16 protein-coding genes are annotated in these 22570 nt (G+C 59.9%); 12 read left to right on the top strand and 4 right to left on the bottom strand.

Annotated features, from left to right (window positions below; translation table 11 throughout):
- The 5 genes from VFN25_RS03815 to VFN25_RS03795 all read left to right on the top strand — a co-directional run.
- On the top strand, positions 1–1264 hold a 1264-nt coding region (locus tag VFN25_RS03815; RefSeq protein WP_325138995.1), incomplete at its 5' end, for a 3-hydroxybutyrate oligomer hydrolase family protein.
- Positions 1265–1453: 189 nt separating this feature from the next.
- Positions 1454–2842: a poly(R)-hydroxyalkanoic acid synthase subunit PhaE gene (locus VFN25_RS03810; protein ID WP_325138993.1), complete on the top strand. Its 1389-nt coding sequence runs from the start codon at positions 1454–1456 to the stop codon at positions 2840–2842.
- Entirely contained in the window at positions 2842–3906 is a 1065-nt protein-coding gene (locus VFN25_RS03805; protein ID WP_325138991.1) for a class III poly(R)-hydroxyalkanoic acid synthase subunit PhaC, read from the top strand. Before VFN25_RS03810 ends, VFN25_RS03805 begins: the two co-directional genes overlap by 1 nt.
- A 196-nt stretch (positions 3907–4102) precedes the next feature.
- A complete protein-coding gene (locus VFN25_RS03800; protein ID WP_325138989.1) occupies positions 4103–4411 on the top strand; it encodes a lipid-A-disaccharide synthase N-terminal domain-containing protein in 309 nt (102 codons plus the stop codon).
- Between the two features lie 80 nt (positions 4412–4491).
- Positions 4492–4737, top strand: a complete 246-nt coding sequence (locus tag VFN25_RS03795) for a hypothetical protein (protein ID WP_325138986.1) — start codon at positions 4492–4494, stop codon at positions 4735–4737.
- Positions 4738–4783: 46 nt separating this feature from the next.
- Here VFN25_RS03795 and metH read toward each other — a convergent pair whose 3' ends face one another.
- The 3 genes from metH to VFN25_RS03780 are packed head-to-tail and all read right to left on the bottom strand — an operon-like array spanning position 4784 to position 9491.
- The gene (gene metH / locus VFN25_RS03790; RefSeq protein ID WP_325138984.1) at positions 4784–7486 is read right to left on the bottom strand and encodes a methionine synthase; all 2703 of its coding nucleotides are present in this window, start codon (positions 7484–7486) and stop codon (positions 4784–4786) included.
- Positions 7483–8568, bottom strand: coding sequence for a homocysteine S-methyltransferase family protein (locus VFN25_RS03785; protein ID WP_325138982.1), 1086 nt, complete (start codon positions 8566–8568; stop codon positions 7483–7485). The genes metH and VFN25_RS03785 overlap by 4 nt, the downstream gene beginning before the upstream one ends.
- Positions 8565–9491: a metalloregulator ArsR/SmtB family transcription factor gene (locus tag VFN25_RS03780; RefSeq protein WP_325138980.1), complete on the bottom strand. Its 927-nt coding sequence runs from the start codon at positions 9489–9491 to the stop codon at positions 8565–8567. Before VFN25_RS03780 ends, VFN25_RS03785 begins: the two co-directional genes overlap by 4 nt.
- Positions 9492–9605: 114 nt before the next feature.
- Here VFN25_RS03780 and VFN25_RS03775 point away from each other — a divergent pair, with 114 nt between their 5' ends.
- Positions 9606–10799, top strand: a complete 1194-nt coding sequence (locus VFN25_RS03775; RefSeq protein WP_325138978.1) for an acyl-CoA dehydrogenase family protein — start codon at positions 9606–9608, stop codon at positions 10797–10799.
- Positions 10800–10853: 54 nt separating this feature from the next.
- Here VFN25_RS03775 and VFN25_RS03770 read toward each other — a convergent pair whose 3' ends face one another.
- Entirely contained in the window at positions 10854–12668 is a 1815-nt protein-coding gene (locus tag VFN25_RS03770) for a diguanylate cyclase (protein WP_325138976.1), read from the bottom strand.
- A gap of 124 nt (positions 12669–12792) precedes the next feature.
- Here VFN25_RS03770 and VFN25_RS03765 point away from each other — a divergent pair, with 124 nt between their 5' ends.
- The 6 genes from VFN25_RS03765 (at position 12793) to VFN25_RS03740 (ending at position 22413) form a co-directional block, all read left to right on the top strand.
- The gene (locus VFN25_RS03765; protein ID WP_325138973.1) at positions 12793–17730 is read left to right on the top strand and encodes an NAD-glutamate dehydrogenase; all 4938 of its coding nucleotides are present in this window, start codon (positions 12793–12795) and stop codon (positions 17728–17730) included.
- A gap of 150 nt (positions 17731–17880) precedes the next feature.
- On the top strand, positions 17881–18645 hold the full coding sequence (locus tag VFN25_RS03760; RefSeq protein ID WP_325138971.1) for an NAD kinase: 765 nt from the start codon (positions 17881–17883) through the stop codon (positions 18643–18645).
- Between the two features lie 112 nt (positions 18646–18757).
- Positions 18758–20263, top strand: a complete 1506-nt coding sequence (locus VFN25_RS03755) for a S8 family serine peptidase (RefSeq protein ID WP_325138969.1) — start codon at positions 18758–18760, stop codon at positions 20261–20263.
- Positions 20264–20291: 28 nt separating this feature from the next.
- Positions 20292–21230: a 5'-nucleotidase gene (locus tag VFN25_RS03750; protein ID WP_325138967.1), complete on the top strand. Its 939-nt coding sequence runs from the start codon at positions 20292–20294 to the stop codon at positions 21228–21230.
- An 81-nt stretch (positions 21231–21311) separates the two neighbouring features.
- Positions 21312–21803: a hypothetical protein gene (locus VFN25_RS03745; protein ID WP_325138964.1), complete on the top strand. Its 492-nt coding sequence runs from the start codon at positions 21312–21314 to the stop codon at positions 21801–21803.
- A gap of 73 nt (positions 21804–21876) precedes the next feature.
- Positions 21877–22413, top strand: a complete 537-nt coding sequence (locus VFN25_RS03740) for a hypothetical protein (RefSeq protein WP_325138961.1) — start codon at positions 21877–21879, stop codon at positions 22411–22413.
- Positions 22414–22570 lie beyond the last annotated feature (157 nt).

Genomic DNA, 22570 nt, shown 5'->3' with positions numbered 1-22570 from the left:
TGTTTCCCTCGACGGCACGCGTGCCGAACGTGGCAGCGCGCAGCTTGAATTCGCCCCTGCAGACGATGAAGTACCAGCGAGCATGAACCAGGTGCTGGTCAAGCACGCGCATTCGGGAGACAACCCGGAGGCCGATTGGGGTCGGCATGTGAATCAGGCGGCCCATTTTGCATTGCGTGCGCTCGATCAGGCGTTCCCGGATCAGGCTCCGTTCACCGCGGAGAACACGCGGATCTTTGCAGCCGGCATTTCAAACGGTGGTGGTGCCGTGTTGCGCGCTGCTGAAACCGATGATGGCTTGCTGGATGGCGTCGTCGCAGTCGAGCCGAATATCTGGGCCGGAGAAGGTGGTCGTGCGTTGTACGACTATGCGACCGAGGCAATGCTGTTGATGCCCTGCGCCCTGCTTGATCCGCGCTTCGATCAGACCCCGTTCGCTCGCGTCAATGGCGAGCGGCCTCCGGCATGGGTGACCCGTTGCGAAACATTGAAAGATGATCGCTGGCAGTCGAATGACTCCGCGCGCTCACCCGAGAGCCAGGCCCTTGAAAATCTGCATGCGACCGGTTGGACCGATGAAGCACTGGCCAGTGCCGCAGCGTCGACTGCGCTGGACTTGTGGCGCGCAGTGACGGTGACCTATGCCGCCGCCTATGCGCGTACCGGTGTCGCGGCCATGCCTTGCGGTTTCGGCCTGGCCGCGACTGATGGCAAGGGCGTAGCCCGGTTGGCCCCAGCGGCTGAGCGAGCGGCATGGTGGTCCGATGCCGCCGGCATTGCGCCCGGCGCGGGGGTCGGCATCATCGACAGCATGGCCGCTGGCAAGGATGCGACATGGCCCGGATCGCAGTGCCTTAGCCAGTTGTGGAGTGAATCGAGCGAGCTGGGTTTGCTCGTCTATACCGGCGCCGGTGAGACGCGTGCCGCGCTGCCACGTGCCGACTTGCCAATGATTATTGTCCACGGCAAGGCGGATGGCCTGATACCGGTGGCCTTCAGCTCAGCGCCCTATGTGCGTTGGCTTGAGGCGAACGGGCGCAAGCCGGTGTTCTGGAACGTCGAACACGGCCAGCATTTCGATGCGTTCCTCGCTTTTCCTGGATTCGGTGACGCTCATGTGCCAATGCTGCCGTATGCCTATTCGGCGCTGGACAAGCTCTGGGCGCATGTCTTCAACGGTGCGCCGATGCCGACCAGTCGTGAAATCGTGACCACACCGCGTGGCGATGGCCCGCTCGGTTCCAGCCAATTGGGCGATTACTGAGGCGGCGGGGTTCTACTTTTCTTGCGCCTTTGCCGCAATCGTTCGCCGCAACATCACATGCACCGTTATCATGGCGGGTATTCGGCATGCAGCAAGCTGTCGGATCTTGCTCGGTCGGACTGGGAATCGTCTCGACCGACAGAGCCCGACCGGGCTAGCCGATCCTGATCTGAAACCGGAGCATGAGTCATGAGCGAACCGATGGATGTTGCCCAATGGGCGAAAAACTGGGAGGCCATGGCGCGCCAGGCGCAGGCTTCCATGGGCGGGAACGCCGCGCAGCCTGCCTGGTTTGGAGGTCAGGCACCTTCGAATCCATGGGCGGAAGCCTTGGCCAATGCCAAACCCTTTGTCGGCGGCGCCCAGCAAAGTGAAGCCATGGAACACCTGATGGCTGGTGCTCAAGGCTATCTCGGCATGTTGCAAAGCCTGGCCAGCGCGGGTGCGGGGCAGGGTATCGAAGGTTTTCAGAATCCGTTCGCCAACGGCTTCATTCCCGGTATGGCCTCACCTTCGGTCATGAACAATCCGTTTGCGGCGGCCATGCGCGACTTCGGCAATCAGGGTTCACGCGGTTTCGAGCAGTTGATGGAACAGTTTTCGGCTGCGGCCGGGCCGATGCTTGACCAAGCCAAAGCTTCGACGCAAATGCCGGCCTTCGGTCATATGCGTGAAAAACAGGAAAACCTGCAGAAAACCGCTCAGGTCTTCATCGATTATCAGGAACAGAGCGCGCGCTACGATCGTCTCATGCTCAAGGTCAGCGAGCAGAGTTTTGCCCGTTTCCAGCTCAAGCTGGCCGAACGCGAAGAGCCGGGACGACAGATCGACTCGGCTCGCGGTCTCTACGATTTGTGGATCGATGCGGCCGAAGAGGCTTACGCCGAGATCGCCTTGTCCGAGGAGTTTCGCGAAATCTACGCCGCTGTCGTTGATGCCCAGATGCGCGTTCGCCAGCAGGTGCAGGGCGAAATCGAGAAATTGTGCACTCAGCTGGGCATGCCGACGCGCAGTGAAATAAACAGCATCGGCGAACGCCTGCAGGCCTTGCGCCGCGAATTTCGCGAGGAGCGTGAAGGCTCAGAAGACCAGCAGCAACTGCGCAATGAAGTAGCCGAGTTGCGGCGCGAATTGGCGGCATTGACCGCGGCGCCGAAGTCGGCGAGCAAGTCTCCGGTGCGCAAGTCTGCAGCCAAGCCGGCAAAGACAGCCACGCCATCAAAGACCGCCAAGGCAACGAAGGCAGCTAAACCCGCCAAACCCGCCAAGCCAACCAAGGCGGCTAGATCCGCGAAGGCGGCTCAGGCAAGCAAATCCGAGACGAAGATCGAGTCCGCGACTGCTCCGGCAAGCGACAAATCATCGTCAAAAACAACCAGAAAGCCGACGGCTGCCCATCGCGACAAGCGACGCAAGGCTGCAGCAAGCAAGGGAACTGGCGCAAAGCAAGCTCCTTCTGCCAATGCAGGCGACTTTGCCGCCAGCATTGCGCGGTTTGCACGCAAGTCGAAATCTTCGAAAAAACGCGGATCTACGCGCGCAGCGGCAAAAGCCGTGAAGAGGGGAGGTAGCAAGTAATGGGACCACTCAATATCGAACCGATCAAGCTCTTCGAGGAAGCTCAGAAGTTCCAGAAGAAAATGACTGCCGGCATGCAGGTGCTGCGCACACTCGATGACGTCGAATTCGGTGTCACCGACAAGGAAGAGGTCTATCGCGAGGACAAACTGGTCGTCTATCGCTACCGCGGCGAGAAGAAGCCAACCGCGAAGACGCCGACCCTGATCGTCTACGCGCTGGTCAATCGCCCGTACATGGTCGATCTGCAGGAAGACAAATCACTCGTGCGCAACCTGCTCGCCCACGGTGAAGATGTTTATCTGATCGACTGGGGTTATCCGGATCTGGCCGACCGCTGGCTCACCCTCGATGACTACATCAACGGCTATATCCGGCGCAGTGTAGACGCGGTTGCCAAAAATGCCGGAGTAAAGAAAATCAACGTGCTCGGCATTTGCCAGGGTGGTGCATTCTCGCTGTGCTTCAGCGCGATCCATCCGCACAAGGTCAAGAACCTGATCACGATGGTTACACCGGTTGATTTTCATACGCCCGACAACATGCTTTCGAACTGGACGCGCAACATGGATGCCGACCTTTTCGTCAACACGATCGGCAATGTGCCGGCCGATCTGATGAACTGGTGCTACCTGATGCTCAAGCCAATGCGCCTGCTCCAGCAGAAGTATGTCGGCATGGTCGAGATCCTCGACAACAAGGCCGAGCTCGAGAACTTCCTGCGCATGGAAAAGTGGATCTTCGATTCACCGGATCAGGCCGGCGAGGCGTTCCGTCAGTTCATGCGTGATTTCTATCAGGGCAACAAGCTGATCAAAGGTGGCTTGAAGCTTGGCAAGCATGAGGTCGACCTGAAGAACATCACCATGCCGGTACTCAACATCTTCGCCGAGCAGGATCATCTGGTTCCGCCGGATGCATCACGCGCGATGCAGGGTGTGGTCGGGACCAAGGATTACACGCAGATTGCCTTCAAGGGCGGGCATATCGGTATCTATGTCTCGGGTCGCGCCCAGCGTGAAGTTCCGCCAGCCATTCACGACTGGCTGCGAGCCAGAGCTTGATTCCCGATTGAGCATGGAATTCAAGTGACTGGATCCATTCTGTCGATATCGCTTTCATGATGCTGCACGGGTGCTCGATTGAGCCACCCGTGCACGCCTGAGCAACCCCAGGCCTATTCGAGCGGGCACCCTCGCGACGTTCATTCGACAAGTCCCGCGATAGAATGCTGTCTCCATGTTCGGGTGCAGCCACGCAATGAATGAAGTCCTTTTTCATGTTCACAACATCGGTGTTACGCCGTGGAAACTGGTTGGCTATCTCGGTGTTCTGATGTTTACCAGTCGCTGGTTTGTACAAATGTATGCAACCAAGAAGCTCAAGCGCGTGTATATGCCGCGCGCGTTCTGGTGGCTTTCGGTCTGCGGCAGTCTGATGCTGGTCAGCTATTTCACGTTCGGCAAGAACGATTCGGTGGGTATTCTCTCCAACGCATTCCCGGCTTTTGTTTCGGCCTACAACCTGGTTGTCGACTATCGTCACCGGCGCGAGCGGGTCGATTCCTGAGCGGGTGCATCGCGTTCAGGTTCATGCAAGAATCCCCCGGTCAGGCGCCCGCCTGACAACAACCTCGGGGAGAGGAAAGCATGGAAAATCGTAGCAGTGCACCGGTGATGTCACTGGGTGACTGGATCATCACGATGATCGTCCTGGCGATTCCGCTGGTCGGATTCATCATGTTGTTCGTCTGGGGATTCTCGAGCAGCGCGAACCCGAACAAGTCCAACTTCTGCAAGGCCGCCCTGATTTTCTATCTGGTCAGTCTGGTCCTTGCCGTGCTGTTCTGGGGAAGTCTCATGGCGACGATGAGTGGCATGAGTTCCGGAATGTAATTTCAGGGCGCCTGCCGATCGCGGCAGGCGCTTCTCCGCAGCATAATTATTCCGGGTCGTAATCGAGGTTCGGTGCCAGCCAGCGTTCCGCTTCGAGCAGCGTCCAGCCCTTGCGCTTCGCGTAATCGGTGACCTGTTCCTTGCTGATCTTGCCGACCACGAAGTACTGGCTCTTCGGGTGCGAAAAATACCAGCCGGAAACCGCAGCGGTTGGCACCATGGCGAAGTTTTCGGTAATCGTGATACCGGCCTTTGCCGTTGCATCGAGGATGCGGAACAAGGTCGCCTTCTCGGTATGGTCGGGGCAGGCCGGGTAGCCGGGGGCCGGGCGGATGCCGCGATACTTCTCGGCGATCAAGGCGTCGTTGTCGAGGCTTTCATCCTGCGCATAGCCCCAATGCTCGCGACGCACGCGTCGGTGCAGGCATTCGGCGAAGGCTTCGGCAAGTCGGTCCGCGAGGGCCTTGAGCAGGATTGCCGAATAGTCGTCGTAATCTTTCTGGAAGCGCTCGATATGCGCATCGATGCCGATGCCGGCGGTGACCGCGAAGGAACCGATCCAGTCCTCGATACCTGATTCCTTCGGTGCGATGAAATCGGCCAGACAGAAGTCCGGTCGCTCGACCGGCTTGTCGGCTTGCTGGCGCAGGCAATGCAAGCGTGCAAGGACGGAGCCATCCGCCTCGAGCACTTCGATATCTTCGCCCTCGCTGTTGGCCCTCCACAAGCCGATCACGCCACTCGCCTTCAGCCACTTCTCCTTGATGATGCGATCAAGCATGGTTTGCGCATCGTTGAACAACTCGCTGGCCTGCGCGCCGACCACGGCGTCAGTGAGGATGGCCGGGTAGCGTCCGGCCAGTTCCCAGGCGTTGAAGAACGGCGACCAGTCGATGAACGGAACCAGTTCTTCGAGCGGAAAGTCCTCGAATACGGTGATGCCGGGTTGCTTCGGCACGGGCGGTTGATAGTTGGCCCAGTCGCCGTCGAAATGTTGCGCGCGCGCCTTTTCGAAAGAAACCAGGCGCTTGCCGTTGCCGCGATCCTTGTGCCGCTCGCGGATGTCGGCGTATTCGGCGCGGATCTTGTCCATGAAGGGTTCGATCAGTTCCTTGGTGATCAGCGACTGGGCGACGCCTACCGCGCGCGAGGCATCCTTGACCCAGACCGTCGGTGACTTGTAATGCGGATCGATCTTCAGCGCGGTGTGGGCGCGCGACGTCGTTGCGCCGCCAATCAGCAACGGCAGGTGGAAATCCTGACGCTGCATCTCGCGGGCGACATGGGCCATTTCCTCCAGCGACGGTGTGATCAGGCCGGAGAGGCCGATCATGTCGGCGTTCTCGGCGCGTGCCGCATCGAGGATTTTCTGTGCCGGCACCATCACGCCGAGATCGACGACTTCGAAGTTGTTGCAGCGCAGGACGACGCCGACGATATTCTTGCCAATGTCATGCACGTCGCCCTTGACCGTGGCCATGACGATCTTGCCATTGGACTTGCCGACATCCCCGGTGCGCAGCTTCTCGGCCTCGATGAAGGGCAGCAGCCAGGCCACCGCCTTCTTCATGACACGTGCCGACTTGACCACCTGCGGCAGGAACATCTTGCCGGCACCAAACAGGTCACCAACGATATTCATGCCGTCCATCAGCGGCCCTTCGATCACATCCAGCGGTCGCGAGGATTGCAGGCGTGCTTCTTCGGCATCGACCGCGGCATAGGCATCGATGCCATGCACCAGGGCATGCGCGAGGCGTTCGGCAACTGGCAATGAGCGCCACTCATCGGCCTTCCCACTCCCCACTTCCGACTCCCGACTCCCGCTTCGGTATCGCTCGGCGACTTCGAGCAGTCGCTCGGTAGCGTCGTCACGCCGATTCAGAACCACATCCTCGACGCGCTCGCGCAGGTCGGCATCAAGATCGTCGACGATGGCCAGCGCACCGGCATTGACGATGCCCATGTCCATGCCGGCGCGGATCGCGTGATAGAGGAACACGGCGTGGATTGCCGAGCGCACCGTTTCATTGCCGCGGAACGAGAACGACACATTGGAGACGCCGCCGGAGACATGGCAGTGCGGCAGGGTCTGGCGGATGATCCGCGTCGCCTCGATGAAGTCGACCGCGTAGTTGTTGTGTTCGTCGATACCGGTGGCGATGGCGAAGATGTTCGGATCGAAGATGATGTCTTCAGGCGGAAAGTCGAGCTGTTCGGTGAGAACCCGGTAGGCACGCGTGCAGATCGCGACCTTGCGCTCGCAGGTATCGGCCTGGCCTTCCTCATCGAAGGCCATGACCACGGCGGCAGCGCCGTAACGCATGACCTCGCGCGCGTGTTCGAGGAACTGCTCCTCGCCTTCCTTGAGCGAGATCGAGTTGACCACGCCCTTGCCCTGCAGGCACTTGAGGCCGGCTTCGATGACCGTCCATTTCGATGAATCGACCATCACCGGGATGCGCGCGATGTCGGGTTCCGAGGCGATCAGATTGAGGAAACGCACCATCGCCGCTTCCGAATCGATCAGGCCCTCGTCCATGTTCACATCGAGGATCTGCGCACCGCTTTCGACCTGCTGGCGGGCGACTTCGACGGCATCCTCGAAGCGTCCTTCCTTGATCATCTTGCGGAACTTCGCGCTGCCGGTGACATTGGTGCGTTCGCCGACATTGATGAAGTTGAGTTCGGGCGTGATGACCAGCGGCTCAAGCCCGGACAGCACGGTATGACGAGGGTGCACGGTCATGCGGCTTGCTCCTCGGCAAACCCGGGCAGGCGTCGCGGTGGTATTCCGCGCACCGCGTCGGCAATCGCCTTGATGTGCGCCGGTGTGGTTCCGCAGCAACCGCCGACCAGGTTGAGCAGACCGGACGTCGCAAATTCGTGCAGGGTCGCCGCCATCTCCTCGGGAGTCTCGTCATATTCGCCAAACGCATTCGGCAGGCCCGCATTCGGATGCGCGCTGACAAAGCTGTGACTGATCCTGGCGAGCGTCTCGACGTGCTCGCGCATGTCGCTGGCGCCCAGCGCGCAGTTGAGACCGAATGACAGCGGCCGACTGTGCGCCAGCGAGGCGTGGAACGCTTCGGCGGTTTGCCCGGAAAGCGTGCGCCCGGAACGGTCGGTGATCGTGCCCGAGATCATGATCGGCAGACGGCCACCACGTTGTTCGAAGACTTCGCCGATCGCATACAACGCGGCCTTGGCGTTGAGCGTATCGAAGATCGTCTCGACCATGATGGTGTCGGCGCCGCCGTCAATCAGACCTTCGACCGCTTCGCGATAGGTACCGCGCAGCTCATCGAAACTGGTGTTGCGGAAACCCGGATCGTTGACGTCCGGACTGATCGACGCGGTGCGGCTGGTCGGTCCGAGGACGCCGATGACGAAGCGCGGCTTGTCCGGTGTTTGTGCGCTGAAGGCATCGCAGCATTCGCGCGCGATGCGGGCACCTTCGCGATTCAGTTCGCGGACGATGTGTTGCAGGTGGTAGTCGGCCTGGCTGATCGACGTTGCGTTGAAGGTATTGGTTTCGACCAGATCCGCACCGGCTTCGAGATAGGCATTGTGCACCGAGGCGATCACCTCGGGGCGGGTCAGCAGGAGCAGATCGTTGTTGCCCTTGAGATCATGTCCGCAGCCATCGCCGTGTGCATGGGTCGAATCGAAACCATCGACAAAGCGTTGACCGCGATAGTCGGCCTCTTCCAGGTGATGGCTCTGGATCATCGTGCCCATGGCGCCATCGATGACGAGGATGCGCTCGGCCAGGGCCTGTTCCAGCGCCTGAACGCGATCGCCATGCAGCCACGGAAGTTGTCGATTCATGATTTGCGCGCCAGCAGGGTGATGACTTCGAAATGCGGTGACTTGACCTCGCGGGTGATGCGTCCGCACGACAGCACGTCGAGTCCGGCATCGCTAGCAAAACCACGCAGTTCGTCCGGTTTGAAGCCGAGATTGCGATGATCGAAGGGTTCGACGGCAGTGCGATGGGCATGCTTGCCGAGTGTTGCCACGAGCAGACGTCCACCCTTGGCCAGCACGCGCGCTGCTTCGCTGATGACCGCTGCCGGACGTTCGCTATAGGTCAGGGCATGCATGAGCAGAACCAGGTCGAAGCGCTTGCGACCGAGATCGAGTGCGTGCATGTCGCCGGTGACGACTTCGACATGGGTGAAGGTCTTGAGACGCTCCTGCGCCGCCGCGACCACGCGTGGACTCGCATCCACGCAGACGATCGAGCGCGTGCTGGGTGCGAGCAATTCGGCGAGAACGCCGTCGCCCGAGGCGATATCGAGGACATCGCCAGCGTCGACCAGTTGGGTCATGGCGCGGGCCAGGGTTTCCCAGGTACGCCCGGGCGAATAGTGGCGTTCCATGTCGCCGGCGACGGTGTCGGCCCATCCTTCGGCGCGGGCGCGCTTGGCCAGGATGCCGGGCAGGCGGCGCTCGTCGTCTAGCAGCAAGGCATCCTCGACGGCTTCCCTGAGCGCATGCACGAATGCATTTTCCTTGATCGGGAGCTCGCCGTTGAAGCGGTAGTACGACGACACGCCGGCGCGGCGATCACGAACCAGATCGGCTTCCTTGAGCTTGGCCAGATGGGTCGACACGCGCGGCTGGGCCAGGCGCAGGATCGCCGACAGCTCGGCGACGGTCAGTTCTTCGCGTTCAAGCAGCGCCAGCAGGCGCACGCGGGTCGGATCCGACAGCAGGCGCAGCAGGGAGGATGTGGCAGTCAGATCCACGAATTATCCTTTCATCTTGATTGAAAGATGGAAGCGCAGCGTAGCGGCCAGAATCAGCCTCGTCAACGACTCGCGGAACGCGCAAACAGACGAACATGAGCGCGACGCGATAAAATGTCCGGCCGCTCAACGTCAAAAGGTACGCCCATGGATTTCCGTCTCAGCGAAGATCAGCTCTCGATCCAGTCCATTGCCCGCGACTTCGCGCAAAAGCGCATCGCGCCGGTCGCTGCTGAACTGGATGCTTCGGCGACTTTTCCGCTCGAAAATATTCGCGAGATGGGCCAGCTTGGTCTGATGGGTATCGAGGTTCCCGAAGAATACGGTGGTGCAGGACTCGATCCGGTCGCCTATGCGCTGGCCATGATCGAGATAGGCACTGCCGATACGGCCACCTCGACCATCATGTCGGTCAATAATTCGTTGTATTGCAATGGCATCCTCCAGCATGGCACCGAGGAGCAAAAGCAGAAATATGTGCGCGCCATCGCCACTGGCGAGTACATCGGCGCTTACGCATTGACCGAACCGCAATCGGGCTCCGACGCTTCAGCCATGCACACGCAAGCGATCAAGAACAAGGACGGTGACTGGGTCATCAACGGCAAGAAGAGCTGGATCACCTCGGGTTCGGTGGCCAAGTACATCATCCTGTTTGCGATCACCACGCCGGGCATCGGCGCCAAGGGCATCTCGGCCTTTATCATCGATACCGGGCGCGCCGGCTTTCAAGCCGGCAAGATTGAACCCAAGCTCGGTATTCGAGCCTCGGCGACCTGCGAAATCGAGTTCCACGATTACGTATGTCCCGCCGAAGACATGCTCGGTGCGCAGGGCAAGGGCTTCGGCATCGCCATGGGCGTGCTTGACGCCGGCCGCATCGGCATCGCCTCGCAAGCGGTAGGTTTGTGCCGCGCTGCCTACGAAGCCAGCGTTGCCTATGTGCAGGAGCGCAAGGCATTCGGCCAGGCGATCGGTTCGTTCCAGATGATCCAGGCCAAGATCGCCGACATGAAATGCCGATACGATGCCGCACAGTTGCTGACCTTGCGCGCGGCATTCGCCAAGGGCGAGGCGGATCGGACGGGCGGTCGTTTCAGCACCGAGGCGGCCGTGGCCAAACTCTTCGCCTCCGAGGCGGCCATGTGGATTACCCACCAGGCGGTACAGATCCACGGTGGCATGGGCTATTCCAAGGAAATGCCGCTGGAACGGTTTTTCCGTGACGCCAAGATCACCGAGATCTACGAGGGAACCAGTGAGATCCAGCGCATGGTCATCGCCCGCAACGAGACCGGGTTGCGCTGAGTTGACGGAAGCTGCAGCCGCGGCTTACCGGATCGTCGGTCGCGCTGCTATCACTCATCCCAACTTTTTCTGGCTGAATCGGGATACGCTGGCGGATGACGTCGGTTTGCGGGGGTCCGAGCGTGGATGCAGGATTTCGGCAAGCTTGACCTGGTCGCGACCGCTGTTTTTTGCCATGTAGAGCGCATTGTCGGCATTGCGCAGCAACTCTTCGGGAGTTCGCCCGTGTTCGCCCCAGGTGGCGACACCAATTGAGATCGTGACCTTGCCGAGCGAAAGATTGCGGTGCAGGACATCCATGTTGCGCACGGCGGCACATATTTCCTCGGCCCGTGACTGAGCCAGCTCGATGTCGGCTTCGGGCATGAGGATGGTGAATTCCTCGCCGCCATAGCGACAACTGACGTCCTCACTGCGCACAATCTTGCTGAGCAGAGTACCAAGGTGGGCGAGCAGCGCGTCGCCGGCATCATGGCCGAAGGTGTCATTGAACTGCTTGAAGTGATCGACGTCGAGCATGAGTACGCTGAGCGGAATATTGCGTCGTTCCGCACGCTGGATTTCACGCTCGAACGAGGCCTCCAGATAGCGTCGATTGAACAGACCGGTCAGCGGATCGCGCAGGGACTGCATGCGCAAGGTTTCCTGCAGCTTCAAGTTGGCAAGCGCCATCGAAATCGACTCGCTGGCGGCAATGATATTGCTGCGTTCTGTCGAGTCGATGCCGTGGCCGGAGGTCACGCTGACGACACCGAGAATTTCACCCTGGGCAATCATGGGTAAACACAAATGGACTTGCTCGGGATGCTCTTCCACGGCGGACTGAAGATGCTTGCAGATAAACGCCGGCGCGGATCCAGCCAGCGGATAGGCATGGCCCCTGCGCAAGGCCCAGCAATCATCCGGGGCAAAAAGGGTCGCCAGGTGTTGGCTGCCTGAACCCCAGTGTGCGATTGCCTGGATCAGGTTCTGCGAGGCGTTGATCAGATGTACCGATCCGGAACTGGAAGGCAGCAGTCTCGGCAGGGATATGGCAAGGCCTCGGGCCGCTTCGTCGATGTCCCGGCAGCCCTGCAACATTTCACCGAGTTCGGCGAGTTCGCGCAGCGACTGGCCCAGGCGCTGTGAGTCGCTCAGGCTCCGGAGCAAATCGCGGTTGGCCGATCGGGCCTCTTGCATGCTTGCCAGGCGATGACGTTGCTCTCGCAAAACAAGAACCAATGCACCGCCGAGCATGAGGATACTGAACAGGATCGCGCCGATGGTCATCATGCGCGTGCGCAAGGCTTGTGCCGCCGTGTGCTTCTGGCGTGCGGCCTGGAGTGCCTCTTCGTAGCGCAACATCCGCTGGCCGACACGGTCGATCTGCAGATCGTCGGCGCGTGACCGCATCATCTGTTTGGATGCGCGCGCGGCATCGATTCCGCCACCCGCGAACTCATCAAGCACGTGCCGAATCGAAGCCAGGCGTGCATCGAGCAGGGCTTCAAGGCGTTCCGCGTTCTGCGTCTGCTCCGGGTTGTCGGCCACCAGCAACTGCAACTTGGCGCTGTGATCGATGATTCGCGGCACAGTTGCCGCGTAGTCGGCCAGACGCTCGGCATCGAGGGAAATCAGGTAGGCGCGCTGACTTGCCTCGGCATCATGCAGGCTGGCAAGCGTGAGGATGATCTGTTGGCGCACGTCCATCGACTGTGCCACCCAATGCGATGCATCGACAAAGTCGCCGACCACCCGGTAAACCTGAATGGCAATGGTCGAAAGAATCAGACCAAGGATCAGGAAAAGCACGCTGACACGACGGGAGAAGCGACTTCGCTTGGCGATGCCGGTATCCGGATTCGTACCAGGGCTGTAAGGAACTGACATTTCAATGACTCGAACGGCTGGTTGCGAAGGTAAAGCAATTCCCGCGCCAACGCTCGGTGGCTGGATTCCCCCGGGGGGCAGGGGTATCCTCCGCGGCTCTATAACGACTCCCAGAACGAGACCAATGAACGCACCTAGTGCAACCAGTGAAGCGCAACGCCTTGAGCCGATTCTGAGCCAGATTTCGGACCAGGCTGGAGCCAGCCGTCAGCGTGAAACACAAGCCTTCGCGGCGCATTTCTTCCGCCATGTCCCAGCGGATGACATTGGTGCGCGAGATGCCGGTGAATGGGCGCGGATTGCGCAGTTCATGTTCGAGTTCGTACGTCAACGCAAGCCGCATGCAGCAAAGATTCGCGTGTTCAATCCGCAGCTTGCCGAAGAAGGTTTTGAAAGCTCGCACACCATGATTGCGGTGGGCACGGATGACATGCCATTCCTGGTCGACTCGGTGTCCATGGCGATCAATCATGCCGGCCTGATGACCCACGCCGTGATTCACCCGATCTTCTGTGTCGCTCGCGATCCGGGCGGACATGTACTCAGCTTTGGTGACGAGCAGAGCGGCGAAGGCGAAGCGGAATCGATCATGTTGTTCGAGGTCGAGCGCATCAGCGATGCCGAGGAAATTGAAAGCCTGCGAAAGAATATCGTTGCTGCGGTGGATGACGTTCGTGCTTCGGTACGTGACTGGCCGCAGATGAAAGCGAAGATGCTTGCCATCGCCGATGAATTGCCGACGCTCAATGTGCATTTCGACAAGGGCAGTCTTGATGAAGCCCAGGAATTCCTCAAATGGATTGCCGACGACCATTTCACCTTCCTCGGTTTCCGTGAATATCATGTCGTCAACGAAAACGGCGAGGAAGTGCTCAAGGCGGTCGCCGATTCCGGACTCGGCATCATGCGCGCCGAGGGTCTGGGCAAATCAGTGCGCTCCCTGAGTACGCTTGCGGCCAGCGGTCTCGACAAATCAGGTTCTGTCGGCGCTTTGATCCTGACCAAGACCAATGCGCGGTCGCGCGTGCATCGGCCGGGGCACATGGATTATCTCTCCGTGCTTGGTTTCAACGAGGCCGGCAAACCGGTCATTGAGAAGCGCTTTCTCGGCTTGCTGACTTCGTCGGCCTACATGACACCGCCGCGCGAAGTGCCGTTGCTGCGCAACAACTACGAAACCATCATCAAGCGCTCGGGACTCAAGCGCGATTCGCACTCCGGCAAGGCGCTGCGACACATCCTCGATACCTTGCCGCGTGACGAGTTGTTCCAGTGCTCGACCAACGAGCTCTACGATATCGCCATGGCCGTGCTCGATCTGCGGGAGCGCGCGCGGTCGCGACTGTTTATCCGCCAGGATCGCTACGGGCGATTCTTCTCGGTACTCGCCTACGTGCCGCGTGATCGTTTCAATACCGATGTGCGCGAGCGTATCGAAGCAATGCTGACCAAGCAGTTCGAGGCCGAACGCATTGATTCCACGGTATTGCTCGACGAATCACCCCTGGCCCGCGTGCACATGATCGTCAGGCCGAAGAAGGGCGCCTCAGTCAAATGGGATGTCGCCGAACTCGAAGCGCGGATCGTCGAGATTGTGCGCAACTGGCAGGACGATTTGCGTGAAATTCTCGTCCGCGAGCATGGCGAAGAACGCGGCGGCAAACTGGCCAGTCGCTACGGAAAGGCGCTGCCTGCCGGCTACATCGAGAAAGTCACGCCGCAAAATGCAGCAGCCGATGTGGTCTTGGCCGCAGCCATTGCCGATGCCGAAGATATCCAGTTCAACCTGTACCCGTCGCAGCAACATGAAGGTGTGCTGCACTTCAAGGTGTTTCGTCTGGGCGCCGATATCACCCTGTCCGAGGTGATCCCGTTACTGGAGAACCTTGGACTCTCGGTGCTTACCGAGAACCTTTACGAAATCAAGGGCGAGAACGACGCGATCACGATCCAGGACATCCTCGTGCGCCCGGTCAATCTGGCATTCGACCTGGACAACGTGCGCGAGCTGTTCCAGCAGGCATTCGAGCGGGTCTGGCGCGGTGATGCCGAGAATGACGGCTTCAACAAGCTCGTTCTAGCCGCCCAGCTCAACTGGCGCCAGGTCAGCATTTTGCGCGGCTATTGCAAGTATCTGCTGCAGACCGGCGTGACCTTCTCGCAGAGCTACATGGAACAAACCCTGGCCAATTATCCGGATATCGCCGGTCTGCTGGTCGAGTTGTTCGAAGCCAAGTTCGATCCGCGACGGCTTGATGGTGGAGCCGAGGCAATCGAGTCCGCCCGTTCGCATCTGCGTGATGAGTTGGAGACCCTCGTTCCACAATCTTCCCTGGACGAAAATCCGGGCCTGATCGACGATCTGATCGCGTGCCGCGATCAGGATCGTGAGATCCAGATCGGCGTGATCCTCGGCACCATCCAGAGCTTGCTTGGGCGCGTCGCCAGCCTCGATGAAGATCGCATCCTGCGTGGATTCAGCGCTGTCATTCGCGCCACCTTGCGCACCAATTTCTACCAGCAAGTTGATGGCAAGCCGCACGAATACACCAGCTTGAAGTTCGATCCGTCAATGTTGAACGAGTTGCCCAAGCCGCGGCCGTATCGCGAAATTTTCGTCTACTCGCCGCGTGTCGAAGGTGTGCACATGCGCTTCGGCCCGGTTGCCCGTGGCGGCTTGCGCTGGTCGGATCGACGCGAGGATTTCCGTACCGAGGTGCTCGGTCTGGTCAAGGCGCAGATGGTCAAGAACACGGTCATTGTGCCGGTCGGATCGAAGGGAGGCTTCATCGCCAAACGGCCTCCGGCGAGTGGTGAACGGGATGCCGTGCTGGCCGAAGGCGTGGCCTGCTATCGCATGTTCATCAACGGCATGCTCGATGTCACCGACAATCTCGTCGAAGGCAATCTGGTTCATCCGCAGGATGTCGTGCGCCATGATGATCCTGATCCCTATCTGGTTGTCGCGGCCGACAAGGGCACGGCGACTTTCTCCGACATCGCCAACGCGGTCAGTGCCGAGCACGATTACTGGCTAGGCGACGCGTTTGCTTCGGGCGGTTCGGTCGGCTACGACCACAAGGGCATGGGCATCACCGCCAAGGGCGCCTGGGAGTCGGTAAAGCGCCATTTCCGCGCGCTTGGACAAGACAGCCAGAGCATGGACTTCACCTGCGCCGGCATCGGCGACATGTCCGGTGACGTGTTCGGCAATGGCATGCTGCTGTCAAAACATATCCGATTGGTTGCGGCATTCGATCATCGCCACATCTTCATCGATCCGACCCCGGATTCGGCAAGCAGCTACGTTGAGCGTCAACGCATGTTCAAGGTGCCGCGCTCGTCCTGGGCCGACTACGATGCATCGCTGATCTCGGCTGGCGGCGGCGTGTTTCCGCGTTCGGCGAAGACGATCGAGATATCCGAACAAGCGGCCACCGCGCTCGGTATCGAGGGCGGCGCGCAATCAATGTCACCGAACGATTTGCTCAGTGCGGTACTCAAGGCGCCCGTCGACCTGCTCTGGAACGGCGGCATTGGCACCTACATCAAATCCAGCGCTGAAACCCACGGTGATGTCGGCGATCGCGCCAACAATGCCATTCGCATCAATGGTGCTGACGTTCGCGCGCGCATCATCGGTGAGGGTGGCAATCTCGGCATGACCCAGCGTGGCCGCATCGAAGCGGCAATGAACGGGGTGCTGCTGAATACCGATTTCATCGACAATTCGGCCGGTGTGGACACCTCGGATCACGAGGTCAACATCAAGATTCTGCTCAACGATGCGGTGCATCGTGAAGAGATGACGGTCGACCAGCGCAATACCCTGCTGCGTGAAATGACCGATGAAGTCGAGCGTCTGGTCCTGATCGACAACTATCGCCAGAACGAAGCCATCAGCATCATGGAGCGCATGTCGGTTGCGCGTCTGGGCTCCAAGCAGCACTTCATTCGCACACTGGAATCACAGGGTTTGCTCGATCGCCAGATCGAATTCCTGCCGAGTGACAAGGAACTCTCGGGACGCAAGTCGCGTGGCGTCGGCCTGACCCGGCCGGAACTCGCCATTCTCCTGTCTTACTCGAAGATCGTGATCTTCCAGCAATTGCTTGACTCCGATGTGCCGGAAGATCCGTATCTTTCGCGCGAATTGCGTCGCTATTTCCCGGAACCATTGCGTGAGCGCTTTGCCGAGCACATGGAGCGCCATCGTCTGAAGCGCGAGATCATCGCCACGGCGGTGACCAACTCAATGGTCAACCGCATGGGTGCGACCTTCATGCTGCGCATGCAGGAAGATACCGGGCAGACTCCGGCAGCCGTTGCCAAAGCCTTCAATATCGCGCGTGAAGTCCTTGAGGCGCGTGGGCTCTGGGCCGAGATCGAGGCGCTCGATGGCAAGGTCAACGGCAATGCGCAGATCGATGCCAATCTCGCGATATGGAAAATGTTGCGCAGCATGACGCGTTGGCTGCTCAACCATCCGGGTGAGTTTGATGACATCGCCGCCGCTGTTGACAGCTACTGGCCGCCGATGAACGAACTCAAGCAGGGCATTGATGGCGTCACCAGCGCCGCCGAGCGCGGCGTATTCGAGGCCGGTCGCGAAGTATGGATCGAGCAGGGCTTTCCCGCTGATCTGGCCGACAAGCTCGCTCACCTGCCTGCCCTGGGTTCGGGTATGGATATCGCCCTGGTTGCACGCGAAAGCGGGCATAGCGTGCTCGATGTCGCTTCGGTGTTCTTTGCGGTTGGTGAGGCCTTGAACCTGAAGTGGTTGATGGAGAAGGTCGAAGAACTGCCGGTAGAGACGCGTTGGCATGCGCATGCCCGTGGATCGCTGCGCGATGAACTGAACGCACAACATCGCTCTCTGGTTACCCAGATGCTCAGCTTCAAATCAGCCGGAGAAGGTGCAGATCGGGTTGCCGAGTGGATGAATCGTGAGGACCCTGTACTCAAGGCGACACTGGCCACCCTGGCCGATATGCGTACTCAGGTCGTCATCGACTATCCGATTGTCTCGGTCGCGGTGCGCCGCCTGGCCCAACTGCTCTGATTAAGGCAACGCTGATCAAGTGGCTGAGCGTCCCGCATCCGGCAGGAAGCTGAAAATTCCTGTCGGATGTTAGAGTCAGGCCTTGCGCATCGATTCGCGAAAGGGCAGGGGAGAAATCATGAGCCAGCACATCGATTTGTCGGTGACACCATGAGCCACCGCATAGCGCTGGTGGCGAGTCACGGGACCGAGGCCCAGGCCGAGCTGGAGGCACTCAAGAAGCGCTATGGCGATGTCGCCCCCGAAGAGGCGGATGTCATCGTCGCTCTCGGCGGCGATGGCTTCATGTTGCGCACCCTGCACCGGAATCTCGCCCTTGGCATTCCGGTCTATGGCATGAAGCTCGGCACGATCGGATTCCTGCTCAACCAGTTCCATCACGACGATCTGGAAGAGCGCATTGCACGCGCGCAAGCGACCGTCATGCGTCCGCTCATAATGCATGCGCATTCGGAGTCGGGGTCATCGGTGGAGGCCTTGGCATTCAATGAGGTTTCGCTGCTGCGCCAGACCAAGCAGGCCGCGCATATCCGCGTCACGCTGAATGGCGTCGTGCGTATCGAAGAGTTGATGTGTGATGGCGTGCTGGTCAGCACGCCGGCCGGTTCCACCGCCTACAATCTGTCCGCACACGGCCCGATTTTGCCGATCGGATCGAGCATGCTGGCGATGACGCCGATCAGCCCGTTCCGGCCGCGCCGCTGGCGCGGTGCGGTGCTGCCGGCGACTACGGACATCACCTTCGAGGTCCTCGATCCGTATAAGCGTCCAGTCAGTGCGACCGCCGACTCGACCGAAGTTCGCGATGTTGTCGAAGTGCGCGTCCGCGAATCGACCGAACACACGATGACCCTGCTGTTCGATCCCGAGCACAATCTTGAAGAACGCATTCTCAAGGAACAGTTCACGGTTTAGCCCTGATATTCGTTGTGACCGCGAAAACTTTTCGGGTTAAAGTTCTGATTCGGGTCAATACGTATTGATCCATTACTGGCCCACGGACCGGGTACCTCACCGGAGTTTCTCGATGCTTCCTCGTTTCCTGCGCTATGCGCCGCTTGCTGTTGCCTGTGCGGCCAGTTTTTCATCACTTCAAGCGGCCGAAGTCGAACCCGGGTTGCGCGCATCTGCGCAGCAGAGTGGATCGGTCGATACCCTGATTGTGCTTGAGGCCAAGGCGCCGAAACAGTTGCTGCGCACCGATGGTGATTATCTCGAGCGGCGGCGCAATCTGGTCGATATCCTGCGTGCCACGGCCGAGGTGACCCAGGCTGAATTGCGCGACTGGCTGGATGCCCAGGGCATTGCCTATCGGCCGTTCTGGATCGTCAACATGATCGAGGCGTCGCTGACGCCAGATCAAATGGACGCATTGGCTGCGCGCAGTGATGTGGCCAAGATCGAATCGAACCGAAGCTTCAAGCTCAAGCGTCCGGATCTCGGCCCTGAACCGGATGGCCAGCTGGACAATGCAAACGTCGACGCACCGCTTGGCATCGAATGGGGCGTCGACAAGGTGCGTGCGCCGATGGTCTGGGCCGCCGGTTTCACCGGGCAGGGCATTGTCATCGCCGGCCAGGACACTGGTATCCGCTGGACGCACGATGCAATCAAGAACAAGTACCGCGGCTGGAATGGCTTGTCCGCTGACCACAACTACAACTGGCACGACTCGGTTCACGGTGCCGGCAATGCCACCTGCCCGGGCGATCGTCTTGCCCCCTGTGATGACCATGGTCACGGTAGCCACACGATAGGCACGATGCTCGGTGATGACGGTGGCAGCAATGAGGTTGGTGTTGCGCCGGGCGCCGAGTGGATCGGCTGTCGGAACATGAATGCAGGGGCGGGGACGCCTGCCAGCTACAACGAATGTGCGCAGTTTTTCCTTGCGCCAACCAATCTGGCCGGCACTGATCCGCAACCGGATCTCGCCCCTGACGTGATCAGCAACTCCTGGGGTTGCCCAATTGATGAAGGATGTACGGCGGGCACCGAAGTCCAGGCGGCCATCGAAAACCTGGTCGATGGCGGCATCGTCTTCGTCGCCGCGGCGGGCAATGATGGATCGTCCTGCTCGACCATTTTCGACGCGCCGGCCACCTACGACGCATCGTTCACCATCGGCTCGATGACGCAAAGCGACACCATGTCCAGTTTCTCCAGCCGTGGACCGGTCTCCGCTCTGGTTGGCGTCAAGCCCGATGTGATCGCGCCGGGATCCAGTGTGAGATCCATCAATCGCACCAGCGATTCTGCGTACACGACCATGAGCGGCACCAGCATGGCTACACCGCACGTGGCCGGCGTTGTTGCGCTGATCATGTCGGTGAACCCCTCGTTGCGCGGCAACCCGGCCCGGGTGGAACAGATCCTTCGCGATACCGCGATTCCGTTGACCTCGACCACGCAGGTCTGCGGCGGCATCCCGGCAACAACGTTTCCGAACCCGGTTCAGGGCACAGGTCGTGTCGATGCATGGAATGCCTTCCTGGTCGCCGAAAAAATCTTCGCCGACGGTTTCGATGATTGATTGACCGCTCAGCTGTAAGATTGGGGCAATGACTGCTCAGCCCGAAATTCAGGAAAGTGCGAACACGACGACCATCGACAAACTGGTCGTCGCGATTTCCTCGCGTGCACTGTTCGATCTTGGCGACAGCCACGAACTGTTTGAGCGCGAGGGGCTGGATGCCTACGCGCGCTACCAGATGGCTCACGAGGATGAGTTGCTGGCACCGGGGATCGCCTTTCCGCTGGTACAGAAGCTGTTGCGCCTGAACTCGATGGCACCCGAAGCGCCGAGGGTCGAGGTCATCCTGTTGTCACGCAATTCGGCCGATACCGGCCTGCGCATCTTCAACGCCATCGAGCACTACGGTCTCGATATCGTCCGTGCGGCGTTCACCAATGGCGCGCCGACTGCAGCCTATGCGCATCCGTTCGGGGCCAACCTGTTTCTCTCGGCCAATGTCGAGGACGTGCGCCGCGCGCTGACCGCCGGTGTCGCCGCGGCGACGATCCTGCCGTCCAAGGCGCCCGAGTTGCCAACCGAGCAACTGCGTATCGCCTTCGATGGCGATGCGGTGATCTTCGGTGATGATTCCGAGCGTGTCTCGCACAACGAAGGCATCGAGGCGTTCCACCGCAACGAGAGGGAACGCGTCAACGAGCCGCTGGCGGTGGGACCGTTCCGGACTTTCCTCGATGCCTTGCATCGCATCCAGGCGGCTTTTCCGATCGAGAACTCACCGATTCGCACTGCGCTGGTGACCGCGCGCTCCGCGCCTGCGCACAAGCGTGTGATTCTGACTCTGCGCAGCTGGGGCATCCGTCTCGATGAGGCGCTGTTTCTTGGTGGGCGTTCCAAGGGGCCATTCCTCGAAGCGTTTGGTGCGGATATTTTCTTCGACGACTCGATGCTCAATGTCGAGTCGGCGCGCCAGCATGTCGCCACCGGGCACGTACCGCATGGCGTGCAGAATCCGCTTCGGGAGTAAGGCAACGCTGATCGGCTCTGCCTTAAACGAATTGAGCCTGCTATCGTGCGGATTGTGCTGATGCCCTGTTGGTGATGTTCGATGCTCGATGATTTCATTGTGGTGACCGAGGTGGCCGAAGGCCCCGCATTCGCGGAATCGGTTTTCCAGCGCAAGTTCAAGCTTTCCGTTCCCGATTTTCCCCACCATATCGTCACTTTCTATCGCCAGACGTGGAATTGTTTCGTGCCGATGTCGTACCTGCATGTTCGTCCCTGGGGTGATTTTCACCTGGTGGGCGGTGGCTGCACGGACGGACGGGTTTTTGAAATGATGACGGGTGCACAGCGCGAAGAGGTCAATCAGGCAGGAGGTTTGCTGCTCGGCGCGTTGCGCTACTCGTTTGCCCGGTTCGCCGATCGTTGTGAGGCCTATTTTGGCTACTGCGGTGATCCGCGAGCCTACGAGATCGACATGCAGGCGGGATTTGTGCCGACCCAGCACGAACGCCTGATTGCACGCTGGCACAAACCGCTGACGCCGGAGCGCAAACTCGAGTTGATCGCCGAAGCACACAAGCTGATTCCGTTCTGAGAAATCGCTGTTGCACGGGCAATCGCACTGGTGTTTGCCCTGAAAGTCAGCCATATGACGCAAGAGAAACGCAATGTCGAACAATGCAATTATTGATCCGCGTGAGATCCTGCCGGCAAACCTGCAGACGTTCATCACGATTACTGAAATCGACAGCGCCGGATTTCTGGTCACTGACTTGTTCAAACGCAAGTTCGGTCACCCGCCACCGGATGGCCCACACCACTTGGTCGGGTTCTATCGGGATGCCAGCGGAGGACTACATCTGGCCGGCTATTCGCACATGATGCCGTTCGGAGACGTTTTTCTCTCTGGCGGTTCGTGCAGCAATGGCGACACGATGCGATTGATGCTTCCCGAAGAACGCGATGCCTTGCGTGCCAGTGGCGGGCTCTGGTTCCATCTACTTCAATACGCGTTTCGCAAATATGCCGATTGCTGCGATGCATTCTTTGGTCACTGCGGCGATCGGCGTGCGCTCGAGGTTGCTCTGCAGGCCGGCTTTGTGCAGACCGAGCACGAGCACGTTATCGTCAACTGGCACAAACCACTGCAGCCGAATATCCAGCGTGCGCTGTTGGCCAAGGTGCACGCCTTGGGCAACTTCTAGCTGATCAAGTGCTTAGGGCAACGCTGATCAAGTGGCGCAACCGTCATGGCATTCAGAAGGTTCGCCGGTCGTGCTGCGTGGCGAAGTGAAGGCTGGTTGCCTTGACCAGCCGCGCGGTGCGGCTGGCGGACCTTCTGGATGCCACCTGTTTCAACAA

Origin of the sequence: Dokdonella sp., from assembly GCF_035703485.1 — a bacterium.
In the GTDB taxonomy this organism is placed as follows: domain Bacteria; phylum Pseudomonadota; class Gammaproteobacteria; order Xanthomonadales; family Rhodanobacteraceae; genus Dokdonella.
This window is presented reverse-complemented; position numbering and strand designations above follow the sequence as displayed.

Bases quoted from the DNA above. Each gene is read 5' to 3' on its own strand.
- VFN25_RS03750 (WP_325138967.1), top strand. From the start codon at position 20,292: ATGACTGCTCAGCCCGAAATTCAGGAAAGTGCGAACACGACGACCATC.
- VFN25_RS03775 (WP_325138978.1), top strand. From the start codon at position 9,606: ATGTCCGGCCGCTCAACGTCAAAAGGTACGCCCATGGATTTCCGTCTC.
- VFN25_RS03770 (WP_325138976.1), bottom strand. From the start codon at position 12,668: ATGTCAGTTCCTTACAGCCCTGGTACGAATCCGGATACCGGCATCGCC.
- VFN25_RS03760 (WP_325138971.1), top strand. From the start codon at position 17,881: ATGAGCCACCGCATAGCGCTGGTGGCGAGTCACGGGACCGAGGCCCAG.
- VFN25_RS03785 (WP_325138982.1), bottom strand. From the start codon at position 8,568: ATGAATCGACAACTTCCGTGGCTGCATGGCGATCGCGTTCAGGCGCTG.
- VFN25_RS03740 (WP_325138961.1), top strand. From the start codon at position 21,877: ATGTCGAACAATGCAATTATTGATCCGCGTGAGATCCTGCCGGCAAAC.
- VFN25_RS03745 (WP_325138964.1), top strand. From the start codon at position 21,312: ATGCTCGATGATTTCATTGTGGTGACCGAGGTGGCCGAAGGCCCCGCA.
- VFN25_RS03755 (WP_325138969.1), top strand. From the start codon at position 18,758: ATGCTTCCTCGTTTCCTGCGCTATGCGCCGCTTGCTGTTGCCTGTGCG.
- VFN25_RS03810 (WP_325138993.1), top strand. From the start codon at position 1,454: ATGAGCGAACCGATGGATGTTGCCCAATGGGCGAAAAACTGGGAGGCC.
- metH (WP_325138984.1), bottom strand. From the start codon at position 7,486: ATGACCGTGCACCCTCGTCATACCGTGCTGTCCGGGCTTGAGCCGCTG.
- VFN25_RS03795 (WP_325138986.1), top strand. From the start codon at position 4,492: ATGGAAAATCGTAGCAGTGCACCGGTGATGTCACTGGGTGACTGGATC.
- VFN25_RS03805 (WP_325138991.1), top strand. From the start codon at position 2,842: ATGGGACCACTCAATATCGAACCGATCAAGCTCTTCGAGGAAGCTCAG.
- VFN25_RS03800 (WP_325138989.1), top strand. From the start codon at position 4,103: ATGAATGAAGTCCTTTTTCATGTTCACAACATCGGTGTTACGCCGTGG.
- VFN25_RS03765 (WP_325138973.1), top strand. From the start codon at position 12,793: ATGAACGCACCTAGTGCAACCAGTGAAGCGCAACGCCTTGAGCCGATT.